General features: G+C 62.9%; 15 protein-coding genes. 4 read left to right on the top strand and 11 right to left on the bottom strand.

Translation table 11 applies throughout. From position 1 onward, the window contains the following. Nucleotides 1-107: 107 nt before the first annotated feature. The gene (locus tag ACFWAD_RS10355) at nt 108-803 is read left to right on the top strand and encodes a MerR family transcriptional regulator (protein WP_378543351.1); all 696 of its coding nucleotides are present in this window, start codon (nt 108-110) and stop codon (nt 801-803) included. 31 nt (nt 804-834) lie between these two features. Here ACFWAD_RS10355 and ACFWAD_RS10350 read toward each other — a convergent pair whose 3' ends face one another. Then, nucleotides 835-1482 (bottom strand): TetR/AcrR family transcriptional regulator, encoded by a 648-nt coding sequence (locus ACFWAD_RS10350; RefSeq protein WP_378543349.1) that lies wholly within the window; start codon nt 1480-1482, stop codon nt 835-837. Between the two features lie 80 nt (nt 1483-1562). Here ACFWAD_RS10350 and ACFWAD_RS10345 point away from each other — a divergent pair, with 80 nt between their 5' ends. Continuing rightward, nucleotides 1563-3101 carry an MFS transporter gene (locus ACFWAD_RS10345; RefSeq protein WP_378543347.1) on the top strand — a complete coding sequence of 513 codons (1539 nt, stop codon included), beginning with the start codon at nt 1563-1565 and terminating at the stop codon, nt 3099-3101. On the opposite strand, the gene ACFWAD_RS10340 is transcribed toward ACFWAD_RS10345, so the two are convergent. Beyond that, entirely contained in the window at nt 3001-5283 is a 2283-nt protein-coding gene (locus tag ACFWAD_RS10340) for an ATP-dependent DNA ligase (protein WP_378543345.1), read from the bottom strand. The genes ACFWAD_RS10345 and ACFWAD_RS10340 overlap by 101 nt on opposite strands. 131 nt (nt 5284-5414) lie before the next feature. Here ACFWAD_RS10340 and ACFWAD_RS10335 point away from each other — a divergent pair, with 131 nt between their 5' ends. Next, on the top strand, nt 5415-5687 hold the full coding sequence (locus ACFWAD_RS10335; RefSeq protein WP_230814438.1) for a WhiB family transcriptional regulator: 273 nt from the start codon (nt 5415-5417) through the stop codon (nt 5685-5687). A gap of 65 nt (nt 5688-5752) precedes the next feature. Further along, entirely contained in the window at nt 5753-6658 is a 906-nt protein-coding gene (locus ACFWAD_RS10330; protein WP_378543343.1) for a transporter substrate-binding domain-containing protein, read from the top strand. A 1-nt stretch (nt 6659) separates the two neighbouring features. Here the strand turns inward: ACFWAD_RS10330 and ACFWAD_RS10325 are convergent, their stop codons facing one another. The 9 genes from ACFWAD_RS10325 to ACFWAD_RS10285 all read right to left on the bottom strand — a co-directional run bounded on the left by ACFWAD_RS10325 (nt 6660) and on the right by ACFWAD_RS10285 (nt 15673). Then, a complete protein-coding gene (locus ACFWAD_RS10325) occupies nt 6660-8315 on the bottom strand; it encodes a substrate-binding domain-containing protein (RefSeq protein WP_378543341.1) in 1656 nt (551 codons plus the stop codon). A 120-nt stretch (nt 8316-8435) separates the two neighbouring features. Continuing rightward, nucleotides 8436-8867 carry an SRPBCC family protein gene (locus ACFWAD_RS10320; RefSeq protein ID WP_003939735.1) on the bottom strand — a complete coding sequence of 144 codons (432 nt, stop codon included), beginning with the start codon at nt 8865-8867 and terminating at the stop codon, nt 8436-8438. 73 nt (nt 8868-8940) lie between these two features. Continuing rightward, the gene (locus ACFWAD_RS10315; protein ID WP_378532439.1) at nt 8941-10578 is read right to left on the bottom strand and encodes a cation acetate symporter; all 1638 of its coding nucleotides are present in this window, start codon (nt 10576-10578) and stop codon (nt 8941-8943) included. Next, nucleotides 10575-10937 (bottom strand): DUF485 domain-containing protein, encoded by a 363-nt coding sequence (locus tag ACFWAD_RS10310; protein WP_003939976.1) that lies wholly within the window; start codon nt 10935-10937, stop codon nt 10575-10577. The genes ACFWAD_RS10315 and ACFWAD_RS10310 overlap by 4 nt, the downstream gene beginning before the upstream one ends. Nucleotides 10938-11099: 162 nt before the next feature. Next, the gene (locus ACFWAD_RS10305) at nt 11100-12851 is read right to left on the bottom strand and encodes a cation acetate symporter (RefSeq protein ID WP_378543339.1); all 1752 of its coding nucleotides are present in this window, start codon (nt 12849-12851) and stop codon (nt 11100-11102) included. 10 nt (nt 12852-12861) lie between these two features. Next, nucleotides 12862-13233, bottom strand: a complete 372-nt coding sequence (locus ACFWAD_RS10300; protein ID WP_378532433.1) for a hypothetical protein — start codon at nt 13231-13233, stop codon at nt 12862-12864. Next, nucleotides 13230-14060 carry a LytR/AlgR family response regulator transcription factor gene (locus tag ACFWAD_RS10295; protein WP_378543337.1) on the bottom strand — a complete coding sequence of 277 codons (831 nt, stop codon included), beginning with the start codon at nt 14058-14060 and terminating at the stop codon, nt 13230-13232. Before ACFWAD_RS10295 ends, ACFWAD_RS10300 begins: the two co-directional genes overlap by 4 nt. Nucleotides 14061-14072: 12 nt before the next feature. Further along, the gene (locus ACFWAD_RS10290) at nt 14073-15290 is read right to left on the bottom strand and encodes a sensor histidine kinase (protein WP_378543335.1); all 1218 of its coding nucleotides are present in this window, start codon (nt 15288-15290) and stop codon (nt 14073-14075) included. Beyond that, nucleotides 15287-15673: an MmcQ/YjbR family DNA-binding protein gene (locus ACFWAD_RS10285; protein WP_378543333.1), complete on the bottom strand. Its 387-nt coding sequence runs from the start codon at nt 15671-15673 to the stop codon at nt 15287-15289. The genes ACFWAD_RS10290 and ACFWAD_RS10285 overlap by 4 nt, the downstream gene beginning before the upstream one ends. Nucleotides 15674-15676 lie beyond the last annotated feature (3 nt).

Below are 15676 nucleotides of genomic sequence, written 5' to 3'. Positions count from 1 at the left end.
CCCTTTCGAAGGTGGACTGCCTTCGACAGTATCGTTGAAGATTCGAGTGAAACTTTCACAACAATTACCTGGGGAAGATCGTTGTAAGCCTCAATCGGAGGTGATCAGTGCGGCCCATCGACCTTGCCCGTGAACACGGGTTGTCCGCACAGGCGATCCGCAATTACGACGACGCCGGCATCCTTCCTCCGACCGAGCGCAGCAACACCGGCTACCGGCACTACACGCCTCTTCACGCGCAGGCCCTGCGTACTTTCCTTGCATTGCGCAGCGGTCACGGACACCAACAAGCTACGGAAATCATGCGGGCGACCAATCAGGGCGACACCGAGTCCGCCTACCGCCTGATCGACAGTGCGCACGTGACGCTGCTCGCCGAGCGTGGCACCCGCACCGAGGTAGCCACCGCGCTGGGGACTCTGTCCACCACGGCACCGGCACGCGTGCATGGTCCAGCATTGACGGTGGGTGAGCTCGCGCGCCGCCTCGGCGTGCATCCGGCGACACTGCGCACGTGGGAAGAGCACGGCATTCTGCGTCCAGAGCGCGAACGGTCAACGGGTTATCGCGAATACGGTCCGGAGTGTGTGCGCGACGCCGAGATCGCAAGGCAACTGCGACGCGGCGGCTACCGGCTGTCGCAAGTCGCCCAATTCGTCGACTCGCTGCGCGAGGCCGGCGGAGCGGACGCATTGGCAGCGTTCCTCGACGCCTGGCAAGACCGGCTGACCACACGCAGTCGCAACCTTCTCGCCGGCGCAGCTCAGCTCGATGCCTATCTCACGATGCTGGATCAGACCTAGCAGGGTTGTGAATCGACAAACGGACAAGGCGTCAGTTCACAAGCCGCGCAAGGCTCCTCACCATCTCACTGACAGTGTCGGTCGACGGCCACGGAAATTCCGGGAGATCGGCACGCAACATCACCTGCCCGTGCAGTGAGGTCCAGATCGACACGGCATCGACAAAAGTGTCTGTGCTGGTCGACTTCCCAGCGGCGACACACACGTCGAGATTGGTCACCAGGGTATTGAACGCGGCCAGCCCTCGCGTATCCGATTGCGGCGATTGACCTTTCGGCCTGGACCACCCGAACAAAACCCGATACCGAGCAGGCTCGGAAATGCCGAACTCGACGTACGCCGAGCAACCGGCATACAGGCCCTCGACAGGGTCGGAATGCGCGGCCACTGCGTCGGCTACGGCGAGATGCAACTGCTCCAGCGATTCGGAGACAACCGCTTCGACAATGGCGTCACGATCGGAAAAATGTCCATAGATAGAAGGAGCAGAGATCCCGACCTCGCGAGCGACCGATCGAAGCGTCACCGCCTGATCCGATCCGGTGCGGGCGATGAGCGTCGCCGCTGCGGCAACGATCTCTCCACGCAGTCGTGCACCGCTTCCTCGCGGATTTCGGGCGCGAGAACTCCGAGAACCACTGGTTTCAGTTTCATCGGCGCCCTCGGGAACATGACTCACCAGACAAACTTTACACATGTAAGGCGAAGCGGTACGTTCTCATCACTAAACATCCGTAAGGTTACATTCGTAAGGAAATAATGAATTCTCTGGAACCCACTGACCGGCGACGATGGGCAGCACTGGGCGCCCTCTGCACTTCCCTCGTCGTCGTCACGATCGACAACACCGTCCTCAACACCGCCATCCCCACCCTTGCCCGCGAACTGCACGCCACCACCGTCGACCTCCAATGGATCAACAACGCGTACACACTGGCGTTCGCCGCCTTACTCATCACTGCAGGAGGACTGGGCGCGAGATTCGGTCACCGGCGAGTACTTCTAACCGGTCTCACACTTTTTGCCCTCGGGTCTGCCTGCGCTGCCCTCTCTCACACCGCGCTGCAGCTGATCGGTTGGAGAACAGTCATGGGAGCAGCCGCCGCACTGGTCATGCCCGCGACGCTGTCACTTGTCGTTGCGATGTTCGCCCCGCGAGAGAGAGGTCGGGCGATAGGCATCTGGTCTGCAACCGCCGGACTCGGAATTGCGATCGGTCCGGTAGCCGGTGGAGTACTACTCGAACATTTCAACTGGGGCAGTGTCTTCTGGATCAACCTCCCACTGGTCGCCGGTGTGATCGCCGCGACGGTTCTTCTTGTGCCCCCGGCAAGAGGCATCACGAAGGGTTCGTTCGACATCCCCGGGCTCCTTTTGTCCGTCGGCGGACTGGCTTTGATCGTGGATGCCCTCACCCAGGCAAGCCTTCGCGGATGGTCGTCGCCCGTCACGCTGGTGGAGATCGTCAGCGCAACAGCACTTCTCGCCGTATTCATTTGGTGGGAGCTGCGGGCCTCGGCGCCGATGACCGACGTGCGCATCTTCACCAGTCGAGTGTTCAGCATCTCCAATGCCATCTTGGCCGTAACGTTCTTCGCCCTTTTCGGAGTTCTCTTCACGTACACGCAATACCTCCAATTAGTTCGTGGTTACGGTCCATTGGTCGCCGGCGTCGGTGCGGTTCCGTTTGCGATAGTGATGGCGGCTGTCGCCTCCAGCAGCGATCGTATGGTCGGCCGATTCGGCGTGCGCAGTTCGATCGCGAGCGGTCTCGCAGTCATGTCCGTGGGACTGTTGGTCCTGTCGATCGCAGCAGATAGGTACGCACCGTTCGGAATCCTGGCTGCGATCATGGCACTGGTCGGCGCGGGGATGGGGTTGGTCATGGCTCCGGCCACAACCACGTCGATGTCTTCGGTTGCGCCCCAGCAGGCTTCGATGGCCAGTTCGATCAACAGCGTCGTGCGAGAGTTGGGTGGAGTTCTGGGCGTCGCCGTCATCGGGACGGTCGTAGCCACCGTTTTCCGGTCCCGCTTCGAACCCGGAGTCGACACTTCCACAGCCGATCTGGCGCAGATCCATGCCGGCGCTCCCCCAGCGAGTGCCTTGACCGACGCAGCGAATCAGGCTTACACCTCGGCGATGAGTACCGGAATCCAAATCTGTGCCGCAGTCGCGTTCGTCGGTGCGTTGGCCGTCATTGCGCTGTTTCCCGCACCACGTCGCCCGGTTTCTTCTCCTCCCGCAGACCTCGCCAACTCGGATGACGCAGACGCTCGGTCTTCGTCCAATCCATGAACCGCACCTCACCGACGAGTTCCGGTTTCACCCACACTGCTCCCTTGCGGTCGTCGGCGGGCAGTTCCTCCCCGAACGGACTTTCCTTCTGACGCAGCGGTTCCAGTGTCGCAAGTAAAGACTCCAAGTCGCGATCACTGAAGCCGGTGCCGACGCGCCCCACGTAGGTCAACCCGTGCTCGCCCGGAATACCCATGAGCAGCGCGCCGATTCCCTGCGCTCGATTGCCCTGTCCGGTGCGCCACCCACCGATCACCACCTCCTGGGTGCGCCAGTTCTTCACCTTGATCCAACTCGACCCCCGCCGACCCGGAAGGTAGACCGATGCGCGACGTTTGGCGACAATCCCTTCCCACCCGGCATCGGTACTCACCTCCAACGCGTTCTCCGCCGTTCCCTCGATTTGTGGCGGCACCTCGAGTTCACCGACCTTGCCCGCCAATGCATTCAATACGGTACGGCGATCAGAATAGGACTTCCGCAGCAAAGACACTCCGTCGAGGTACAGAAGATCGAAGGCCAGAAAAACTGGATCCCCGCCGCGCTGGAGGAGACCGAAATCAGTGACACCCGCGTCGTTGTACGCCACGACTTCTCCGTCGAGAACCACGTCATGACCGTCCAGGATCTCAGCCAACCCGGAAAGTGCTGGATAGTCTCGGGTCTTGTCGTTACCCGCGCGACTACGGAGTGACATTGTGCCCGAACGGTATTCGAGAATCACCCGAATACCGTCCCACTTTCCTTCGAAAGCCCACTCCTGCGGGTCGAGGCCATCGAGCGTTCCAGCGGTGGCAAGCATCGGCTCGAGATTCTTGGGAAACTCCGTTCCGAAACTCGCGTTCTGATCCTTCATCAGATGCATCAACCACTGGTCACCCTTTGTCCGGATCAGCGCGAATCGTCCCTGCACCCGTTTCCCACGGAGGCGCACGATCACCTCGTCGTCACGCCACTTCTCGGTCTCGTATGTTCCGGAATCCCAGATCGTCATCGAACCGCCGCCGTACTCCCCCTTCGGAATCGTGCCGGAGAACGTGGCGTATTCGAGCGGATGATCCTCGGTGTGCACGGCCAACCGGTTCTCTCCGGCACTGGTCGGCACACCCTTCGGGACTGCCCAGGATACGAGCACACCGTCCCGCTCGAGACGTACGTCGTAATGCAATCGCCTGGCGTGATGTTCTTGAATCACAAAGGTATTGCCCGCTGTCTCCTTGTCCACCGCAGCCGGGATCGGCTCGGGCGTCCGATCAGCCGATCGTTTGTTGCGATAGTGCGTCAACGTGTCGGCCACAGCCGTCGAGACGGGCGGATCCAAGTCGCGCAGCAGATCACCTTCTGATTCGACGCGCTCCAGAACCTCGTCGAACAGCAGGTGGCGCAGCTTCGGATCGTCGAGTTCGTCCCAACTACGCGGCGCGGCAACATAGGGTTGATCGCGACCGCGCATCGAATAGGGCGCGATGGTGGTCTTGGCTGCGTTGTTCTGACTCCAGTCCACGAAGATCTTGCCGGCCCGGACATTTCGAGCCATCGTTGCGGTGACGAGATCCGGGTGAAGCTTCTCCAATCCGGTGGCGATCTGCTTGGCGACAGTCGACGCACCACTGCCGTCCAAAGTTCGATCCAGCGGAACGTAGAGGTGGATTCCCTTGCTACCACTGGTTACCGGATAAGCAGTCCACCCCAGAGTTGCAACCAGATCTCGAATCGACCTCGCCACCTCGGCGCACTCGGCCAACCCCACGCCCTCACCCGGATCGAGATCGAACACCAGTCGTGTCGCCGGGCCACGCTCGGAACCGTCGAACCGCCATTGGGGAACGTGCAATTCGAGTGCCGCCTGCTGCCCCAACCACGCCAGGGATGCAACGGAATCGAAGATCGGATAAGTGACAACACGATCCGAGTGTTGCAGCGACGCTCGGGTAAGCCACTGCGGCGCAGACGACGCAAGGTTCTTCTCGAAGAAGGACTGGCCGTCGACACCGTTCGGCCAACGCTTGCGAGTACCCGGCCTACCGACGACGTGCGGAAGCATGACTGCGGCGATGCGGGTGTAGTAGTCGATGACTTCGGCCTTCGTGGTCCCACTCTCGGGGTAGAGGATCTTGCCCAGATTGGTTACGGGCACGGTTGTGCCGTCGAGAGTGATCTGACCCCGATCCGTCGTTGCCATTTCCTCATTGTGCTGGAAACCGCTGTGTCTGGATACCGCTGCATCTGGCAGTAGAAATCTGGTGGATCGGAAACCTGCCGCAGCGCAGGGCCACGCGCGAGACTGGATTCTCGATGGGAGAGGAGACCACGATGACAGTTCGCAGTTCCCCGGGGCCGTTAGTGGAGAACAACTGGCGGATGTTCGCCACCTGTAAGACGGTGGACCCGGCGGTGTTCTATTCGCCGGGTGAAGAACGCGGACGCAATCGTGCTGCACGGGAAAGTTCCGCGAAGCAGGTGTGCTTCCGCTGCCCTGTCATCCGGGACTGCCTGACTTTTGCTCTCGAGACCGCTGAACCGCACGGAGTCTGGGGTGGGACGACGCCGTCGGAGCGCCTTGCGCTACGACGCTCAGCTGCGTGAACACCTCTCGTACGAGACCCCCGTCACGTCCGTACCGGACAAACAGGCAAGATGGCCTTGTGCCTATGACACGACGCGCTGTTGCCGTGACCGCGATCTTCGCTTCCTCGATCTTGTTGGGCTCGTGTTCGTCGCAGCCGGAGGCACCTGCGGCAGCGGACACCACGACCACGGTTCCCGAGGCCTTCACCAAACTGCCCTCGACCACCGCGGTGGACAAGTGCGGACCCCAGAGCGGGACCACCCTCGAAGACGGTGTCTTGACCATCGCCACCGATTCACCGGCGTACGCACCGTGGTTCGTCGACAACAATCCGTCGAACGGCAAGGGCTTCGAGGGCGCGGTGGCCCGCGCCGTCGTCGACAAGCTCGGGTACACCACCGAGCAGGTGCGCTTCACCACGGTCGCCTTCAACGACGCGTTGAAACCGGGCCCCAAGAGTTTCGACTTCGATGCCAATCAGTTCACGATTTCCGGGGAACGACGCGAGAACGTCGACTTCAGCTCGCCGTATTACGCAGTGGCGCAGTCGGTGATCGCCTCACGCGGAAGCAAAGCTGCTGGTGCAAAGAATCTTGCGGATCTTGCCGGCTACCGCCTGGGCGCTCAGACGGGTTCCACCAGCCTCGCGGCGATCACCGACACGATTGTTCCGACCACTGCGCCACGCGAGTTCGCGACCACGGACGACGCGAAAGCAGCGCTGGCCGCGGGTGAGATCGAGGCGCTGGTCGTCGACATCCCGACGGGATTCCACATCACCGAGAACGAACTCCCCGGGTCCGTCATCGTGGGTCAGTTTCCGCGGCCCAACGCGGTCACCGAATTCTTCGGCTTGGTGCTCGAGAAGAACAGTCCGCTGACTGCGTGTGTCTCTGCTGCCGTGGATGCGCTCTACGCCGACGGCACCCTCGAGAAGCTCGCGACCGAATGGATCACGGACAGCGCGGACGCACCCGTACTCGAGTAGTTCAGCCGGCGCGCCCACTGATCGCGCCGACGAAGACCTTCGGGATGTCTGCCGGTGTCGGAGCGAAGTGACTGTTGCCGCCGGTGAGTGCCGAAATCTGCTCGAGCACATCGGTATCGGCGTCATCGGTGACGCCGATGGTGATGATCGGCACCGGGCGCGTCGGGTCCTGTTCGCGAGTCAGGGTGTCGAGAAGTTCTTGCAGCGAGATCCCTGCCGGATCGTCGTTGGCACCGTCGGTCAGCAGAATCACCGAATTGATCGACGCCGGATCGTAGGACTGTTGCACCGACCGATACGCGGCGAGAACGCTGTCGTACAAACCTGTTCCACCGCCGACGATCGAAGAGAGATTGTCGATCTGAGACAGTAGCTTGCTCCGATGGTCCGTCTCGCCTTCCGTTGCATCCATACGGGCGATGGGTTCGAGTTCGCGGTAGTCCGTCCCGTCACCGAGGTCCACGGAGAAGGCCCAGAGGCCCAATTGTGCGTTGGCGGGAAACATTCGGATCGCGATGTCGCCGGCCTGCGCGGTCGCGGCCATTCGAGTGATCCCGTCCTGCATGTAGTCCATGGACCCCGAGACGTCGACAACCGCCAATGCGCGCGATGGTCTGGACAGAATCTCGTACCGCGCCAGGGCTTTGGTGACGACAGCCGGATCGGACGGCACCAGCGGCAAAACCTTCCCCACTCCGCCGGCGACCAGTGGGGCCTGATCCGCGCCGCGGAACCCGAGGCCGGCGAGCACGGAGCGTCCGGTGTCCGACGTCAGAGCCGCCGCCAGTAGTTTGCCGGCTTCGTCTGCCCTAGACGAGTCTGCGCCCACACTTGCCATTGGGTAATCCATGAAGACCGAACCGGACGCCGGTACCGACGCGGCGAGTCCACTGTCCGCATGCGCGGCGAGATAAGCCTCGAAGGTCTGCTCGGTAGTCACCGCGGTCCCGCCGTCCGCGTCCACGGTTTGGATGCGTCCGGTCGAACCGGTTTCCTTCAGATTTCCGTACTGCGCTTGCGCCACCGGGACCAGGGCTGCCGAAATGGACGTGAGGTCCCCGCCCCGCGACTGGGTCTCGGCAAAGGCTGCCACGATCGGCGCACTGGAGACGGCACTGGTCAGGGGATCACCGATGTGCAGTGCTGGAGCACCGAGGACATCCGTCCATGCACCGGGTGCCTCGCTACCCGGCGCCGAGACGGTGACAACAGGGGTGGACGCGACCGAACTGCTGATCCGGCGAATCTCCTGCCCGCTTGCCGAAACCTTGTCCAGCCATTCGCTCGAATCGGGGATCCACAGTGCGGGCGCCGAACCGTCGGCGATCGCCGCGACAGTGAGCGCGGGATCTTGCGGCGTCACGTGCAGTGACGTGCACCCGAGATCCGCAGCGGGAATGGCAGCGGCGACGGCTTCGAGCGCTGAGGCGATCGACGGATCGGCCGCCACAGGCACGGTTTCCTGGTTGTCGCAATTGGTTGCTGTCGCAGCAGCAGCGGCGCCCACGCCGGGTTCTCCTTTGTCGCTGACGCTCTTGAACGTCACCGCAAATGCTGCGGTTCCACCGACTGCAACTACCGCCAGGAGTCCGATCAGAACCTGCACGGATCGAGGCATGGACGCAGGTGGTGCGCCGTACCCGTGACGAGACGACATTGAGCGAATCCTTTCCGGCGGGACCCGCACCAATAACCAACCGATGCCTGGTTTATCCCGCCGAAAAGAATCCTAGCTCATGTTAGCGGCGAAGTAGCTCTATGTGTATATCTCGACAAACTAGGTGTAGATCTGAACAAACTGGGCCAGCGACTTCTCCACATCGCCCTTGAGCGCCCGCGCCACACTCGAACCGATCGGGCCGAACAGCGGCGCGCCACCCAACTCGACTGTCAGCGCAAGTTCCGACCCGTCGCCCTTTGCCTTCACGTCGAGTTCGAGACCGAGCTTGACCCCGCCCTTGCCGTCTCCCTTGAGCGAGATCGCCTTCGGGACGTCGTACTTCTTGATGGTCCACCGAACGCGATTGCGCAGGCCCTTCACGGTCACGACCGAGCTGATCTCGGTGCCGACACCCAACTGCTCGGGAAGTTCACTACGCCATCCGTCGTGAACCACGAGCCAGTTTTCGTAGCCGCTGAGATCGGAAGCCTTGTCCCACACTTCCTGAGGAGGAAGTGGAACGTCGATTTTCACTGTGAGCTTTGCCATGGCAGAACAATAAGCCCCGTGCGCCTTTTCCGTAACCAGAGGTACCAGAAACGCGCACGGGGCTTTGCCCCTCTTAGTGGCTGACGGCTTTCTCGACGCCGACGCCGGTGAGGGAGCGAACTTCCATCTCTGCCTGCTTTGCCGGATCTTCGATCTTGTTGCGTCCGATGTACGTACCGACGATGCCGAGGACGAATGCCAGCGGGATCGAGACGATGCCGGGGTTCGAGAGCGGGAACCAGGCGAAGTCGGAGTTCGGGAACATCGACGACGCCTTGCCCGACACTGCCGGGGAGAAGACGATCAGCGTCAAGCAGCTGATCAAACCGCCGTAGATGCTGAAGAGCGCACCGGTGGTGTTGAACTTCTTCCAGAACAGCGAGTACAGCAGGGTGGGCAGGTTCGCCGAGGCCGCCACTGCGAAGGCGAGAGCCACCAGGAAGGCGATGTTCTGCCCCATCGCCATGATGCCGAGAACGATGGAGACGAGTCCGATGACCACGACGGTGATTCGAGAAACTCGAACCTGCTGCTCCTCGGTTGCGTTGCCGCGCTTGATGACACTGGCGTAGATGTCGTGGGCGAACGACGCCGACGCAGTGATCGCGAGGCCGGCAACGACGGCGAGGATGGTCGCGAACGCCACCGCGGAGATGATGCCGAGGAAGATGGTGCCACCGAGCTCGAAGGCGAGCAGCGGAGCTGCCGCGTTCTCCTTACCTGGTGCCGCCAAGATCTTGTCCGGTCCGACCATGCTGGCCGCGCCGTAGCCGAGAACCAGCGTGAACAGGTAGAAGGCACCGATCAGCGCGATCGCCCAGGTCACCGAGCGGCGAGCTTCCTTGGCAGTGGGCACCGTGTAGAAGCGCATCAGTACGTGCGGCAGGCCGGCGGTGCCGAGCACCAAAGCGATTCCGAGAGAGATGAAGTCGAGCTTCGTCATTCCGGAGAGTCCGTACTTCGCACCGGGCCCGAGGATGTCGCGTCCCTGCACACCCTTGGTGGTGGAGCTGTTGACCATGTCCTGCGCATTGGCGAGCAACTGAGAGAAGTTGCCGCGCACTGCCCACAGTACGAGCACGAACATGATGCCGGCTCCGGCGACCAGCAGAACCGCCTTGACCATCTGTACGTAGGTGGTGCCCTTCATGCCGCCGACCAAGACGTACACGATCATCAGCACACCGACGATCGCGACGACGATCGACTGTCCCACTTTGCCGTCGATGTTGAGCAGCAGCGCCACAAGTCCACCGGCGCCGGCCATCTGAGCAAGGAGGTAGAAGAGGGAAACTGCCAGAGTGGACAGGGCTGCCGCCATGCGCACCGGACGCTGCTTGAGCCTGAAGCTCAGGACGTCGGCCATCGTGAATCTTCCGGTGTTCCTGAGCAATTCGGCCACCAGAAGCAGCGCAACCAACCAGGCGACAAGGAATCCGATGGAGTACAGGAAACCGTCGTAGCCGTACACGGCGATAGCGCCTGCGATGCCGAGGAACGACGCCGCCGACAGGTAGTCGCCGGCGATGGCGAAGCCGTTCTGTGGGCCGGTGAACTGTCCACCGCCGGTGTAGAAGTCGGATGCCTTCTTGGTGGTCCGGCTGGCGCGGATGACCAGCGTCATGGTCACGACGACGAACGCGAGGAAGATCGCGATGTTGAAGGCGGGGTTTCCTACGTCCGTTCCGGACGCGGCGAGTGTGGTGATCACTGTGCGGGACCTTCCAGTTCTTCGCGGATGGCGGCGGAGCGGGGATCGAGCTCACGGCCGGCGAACTTCACGTACCACGCGGTGATGGCGAAGGTGGTGACGAACTGCCCGAGGCCGAGGATGATGCCGAGATTGATGTTTCCGAGAACCTTGGTGGCCATGAAGTCGTGCGCGTAGGTAGCCAGGACGACGTACACCGCATACCAGAGCAGGAAGAATGCAGTGATGGGGAAAACGAACTTGCGCAGACGCGTTCGGAGTTCCTGGAATTCGGGACTCGCTTGCATGTCTATGAATGCCTGGGCATCCGGGGTGCGTCGCTCTTGCGGCGACCCCTCACTGATTTCTGCTGTGGACACTGCCGGCTCCTCGCCTCGCGTGTGAAGTGAACTACGCACAGACGTTAGTGAGATCGGAGTCACATGAAGATGCTGTGGTGCCAGTCACACGCTGAGTAGTCGCGCGCTGCGCCGAACGGTCAGGCAGGCGCGACCAACGGCAGGTGCCCTGGGCGATGAAAGTCAGGGTTGGCGGAGATCGTCCTCGCGGTCGGAGCCCATTCCGAGCCGTTCAGGGGCGTGCATCCGCGTGAAGATTCGCGCAATATCTGCCGGTACCTGCTTCGCCGACGCCTTGCTCACGACGATCATCGTGACGAACGCCAGCGGCACGCTCACCGCGGCCGGGAACGCGAAAATGGCCGCCGGCCAGCCACCGAGGACGTTCTCCGACAAACCGCCCAGAACTGCGACGGTAGCGGCAGTTCCCGCGACGAACCCGCCGACCACCATCCCTGCCCCGGCGCCGACGGCGGTCAGGCCGCGCCACCAGATGCCCAACACGAGCAGAGGGCAGAGCGTCGACGCCGCGACCGCGAACACCAACCCGACAGTTCTCGAGAGGTCGACCGACACCACCGCCAGCGACAGCACGAGCGGAACGACACCCGCCAGGAGTGCGGCAATGCGGAAATCCCGAACTCGACCGCGGAGGACATCGGTACTGAGGACCCCTGCGATGCTGACGAGCAATCCGGACGACGTCGACAGGAAGGCGGCAATGGCACCGGACGCCACGAGGGCTGCCAGCAGTTGTCCGCCCCACCCCGAGAACACCGACCCCGGCAGCAGCAGCACCGCGGCATCCGAGGTACCCGTGATCAGAAGTTGCGGAACATACAGGCGAGCGAAGACACCCAGGAGTGTCGGAAACAGGTAGAACACGCTGACCAGACCGACAACTGCGAGCGACGTCAGACGAGCGGCCCGGCCGTCGGGGTTGGTGTAGAAGCGGACCAGAACGTGAGGCAGGCCGAGAGTTCCGAGGAATGTGGCGAGCATCAGCGAGTACACCTGATACATCGGGTGCGGCCCACCGAAACCCCAACCTGGAGTGATCCAGTCCGAGTTCTGCGCAGGCGCTCCGGCGACGACCGGGACCGCGGCTCCTGCGTCGAGGACCATGGACATGCCTTCACCGAGGGTGTGCTCCCCTGGCCCCAGGGTGACGGTGCCTTCGACCGCTCGCCCGTCGACCGTGCCACCGCTGACCGTCACCGGCTCGGACACCTGGACCACGACGTCGGTGGTGATGTCCACCGTCGTTGCAGTGGTGACCGTCGGCGGCATCGACGCGCCGACGTCGTGGTGATCGCCGAAGAAGTAGAAGGTCAGTGCCACAGCGGGAATCGCGACGGCGGTCAGTTTGAGCCAGTACTGGAAGGCCTGAACGAAGGTGATCGAGCGCATCCCGCCGCCCACGACGTTGGCGATGACGATGACGCCGACCGCAACGCCGCCGATCCAACTGGGAACACCGAGCAAGATGTTGAGCGTCAGGCCCGCGCCTTGGAACTGCGGAATCAGATACAGGATGCACACCATCGCGACCACGAGCATCGCGAGCTTGCGCAAGCGCGGTGAGCCGAGACGGAATTCGGCAAAATCGGGGACGGTGTACGCACCCGAACGCCGAAGCGGCGCTGCGACGAACAGCAACAGCGCGAGGTATCCGGCGGTGAATCCGATCGGATACCAGAGGGCGTCTGCACCGTATTTCGCGACCAACCCGGCGACTCCGAGAAACGAAGCAGCAGAAAGGTACTCACCGGAGATGGCCGTCGCATTCCACCGCGCGCTGACGGTCCTCGACGCGATGAGAAAGTCCGAGGTGGTGCGAGCGAGCCGAACTCCGTAGATACCGATCGCCACCGTCGCCACAGCCGCTGCCACGATGCCGATCACCGTCAACACCGGGATAGGTTGTCCTCCCACAGCGCCGCGCTCAGTCGTCCACGATGTCGGTGAAGTCCTGCTCGTTCCGTTCCGCCCGACGTACGAACACCCAGCCGGTGATCAACAACAGGGGATACACCGCGCCGCCCATCACGAGCCACGGCAATCTGATTCCCAGGACAGCGACGTCCGACAGCGTCGGGAAGAGGTGCGTCAGAAGCGGTACGGCACACAGGAGCCCGGCTGCGACGACTGCAAGGCGGATCGCCAGCCCCAACTGCGCGCGAACGAGACCCCGGATCATGGCGTCACCGACCTCGGTCTGTTCCTGCACCTCCACCCGTGTCCGTACGATCCGAGCGCCGCTGCGTTGCGCCAACACCACACGCTCACGTTGAGGAGGATCGGACTGCGACGTCATCGCGACAACCAACTCTGCTTGGGCGCACGAACCAGACGATCCTTGAGTTCACGGGTGTGTCTGCGGCTGACCGGAAGCTCGACCGGAGGCTTGTCGCCGTGCGGGCGCAGACACACCACCAATCCACTGCCCACCGTGCGGATACCGGTGACCAGCGCCAGAGACACCAAATAGGAGCGGTGAACGCGCAGGAAGCCGGCGTCGGCCCAGCGTGATTCGAGCGTCGAGATCGGGATGCGCACCAGGTGCGACTTCCCTGCAGTGTGCAAACGCGCGTAGTCCCCGTCGGCTTCCACCCACTCCACCGAGGACCGCTGAACGAGCGTCGTGACACCGCCCAGTTCCACCGGGATCACCTCGTCGGTGGACGCAGCTTCGGGCTTGCTCTCGCTCTTGGCGCGCCCGGCCAACCCCACGATCCGTTGAACGGCCTGAGCGAGACGCTCCTCCCGGAGCGGTTTGAGTAGGTAGTCGACGGCACCGAGATCGAATGCCGCAACTGCTCGATCGTCGTGCGCTGTCACGAACACCACGGGCGGCGGCGTGGCGAAGTTGGAGAGAATGCCGGCCAGTTCGAGACCGTCGAGTCCGGGCATGTTGATGTCGAGAAATACCGCGTCGATGCTTCCACCGCGCAGGATCCTCAACGCGGTCGTCGCATCCGATGCAGTGTGAACGTGCGCGACCGAGCCCTCTGCGCGCAGCAAGAACGCCAGCTCGTCGAGGGCTGGTTTCTCGTCGTCGACGGCGAGGACGGTCAGCTGGGCATCAGTGTCAGTCTCGTTCACAACAGGTCCATGTTCCCACGACGGTTTCAGCCTGATCATCGAAGGCGAGAATCAGACGTGAATCCCCTGCTTGAACTTGGGAACACGCATACTGACCTTCGTTCCGGCGCCCGGCGCCGTCTCCACCACGAGTCCGTAGTCGTTTCCGAACGCGGCGCGAAGCCTGTCGTCGACGTTGGCCAATCCGACGTGAGCGGCTTCCCGCGCGCTGGGTCGTCCCGATCCCGACTCGATGGCGTCGAGTGAACCGGACCGCAGTAGTTCGGGATCCATCCCCACTCCGTCGTCCTCGACGCTGATGATGCAGTCCGGTCCCTCGTCCGCGGCCACGATGCTGACAGTGCCGCCCTCCGGCTTACTCGAAATACCGTGACGAACCGCGTTCTCGACCAGCGGCTGGAGTGCCAGGAAGGGAAGCACCACGTTGAGCACTTCGGGTGCAACCTGAAGGCGGACGTTCAGCGCCTCCCCGAATCGCGCGCGCTCGAGAGTCAGATACCGATCGATGTTGCGTAGCTCGTCGGCGAGCAGGGTGAACTCGCCCGCAGATCGAAAGGAGTACCGGGTGAAGTCTGCGAACTCGAGAATCAGTTCTCTGGCACGCGCCGGGTCGGTCCGCACGAAGGACGCGACGGTGTTGAGCGCGTTGTAGATGAAGTGGGGACTGATCTGCGCGCGCAGAGCCCGCACTTCCGCTCGATCCAACAGGGCCCGGGACGCGTCGAGGTCGGCGAGTTCGATCTGGCTGCAGGCGTACCGAGCGACCTCGGTGACCGCTCCGAGCATCCCCGGCCACGGATCTTCGCTGGTGACGATTCCCATCACCCCGACTACGCCGATGTCCTCGATCAGCAGTGGTTGCGCAATCAGCGCTCGCACGCTGTGATCGCTCGATCCGCGCACCAGGTCTGCGTGGGTGACGAGCACCCGGCGCTCACCTTCGATCGCGCGAATAGCGGCGTCGCGGAACTGATCGGCCAACGCTTCGTGACGACCGTCCCAGGCAAGCAGATTTCCCGACGCGTCCGCCAGGCCCAAGCCGGAACCGCCGGTCAGCTCGCGTAGGTGAGGCGCCGCCTCCGCCGCCGAATCCTTGTCGAGTCCGCGCCGAAGTGGCCGCGCTGCAAGCGAAGCCGTGTGGAGCGCCGCGTGGACGGCACGCTCGGTGGGAGTGGTCACCTCACGTCTCGTGCGCATCCACACCGCTGTCAGCGCCCCGGCCACCGCGAGAATCAGTACGCTCAGAAGCGCGACCACGGCCGGGCTCAACGCGAATCCTCGTCCAGTTTCCGGATCAGAGTTTTCGGAGCCACCGTGCGGTACGCATCTTCGACGACGTCGGCGACGTCGTTCCAAAATTTTTCGTTCTCGGTTTCGTCGGCGCTCGGCACGTCGAGGTACACGCCGATCCATCCGCGGCCACCCACGTACGGCGGGACGAAGAACCTCGACGGATCGCGACTGACCCAATCTGCCTGCGCTCCAAGGGGTGCCGCGGCCCAGATCGCAACGCGATCGTCGTGGTGGTGATCCGCCATGGTGACGAACTGCGGCGCCTTGCGCACGAACCACGACGCTTCACCGTGGCTGACCCGCTCGGTTGCTTCCGGCAATGCCAGTGCAAGAGCGCGGATTCGCTCCAACGGCGTCATCTA

Source organism: Rhodococcus sp. NPDC059969, from assembly GCF_042738325.1.
Classification (GTDB): Bacteria; Actinomycetota; Actinomycetes; order Mycobacteriales; family Mycobacteriaceae; genus Rhodococcus_F.
Note: the sequence above shows the minus strand (reverse complement) of the source record. Positions and strands in the feature narration are given on the sequence as shown.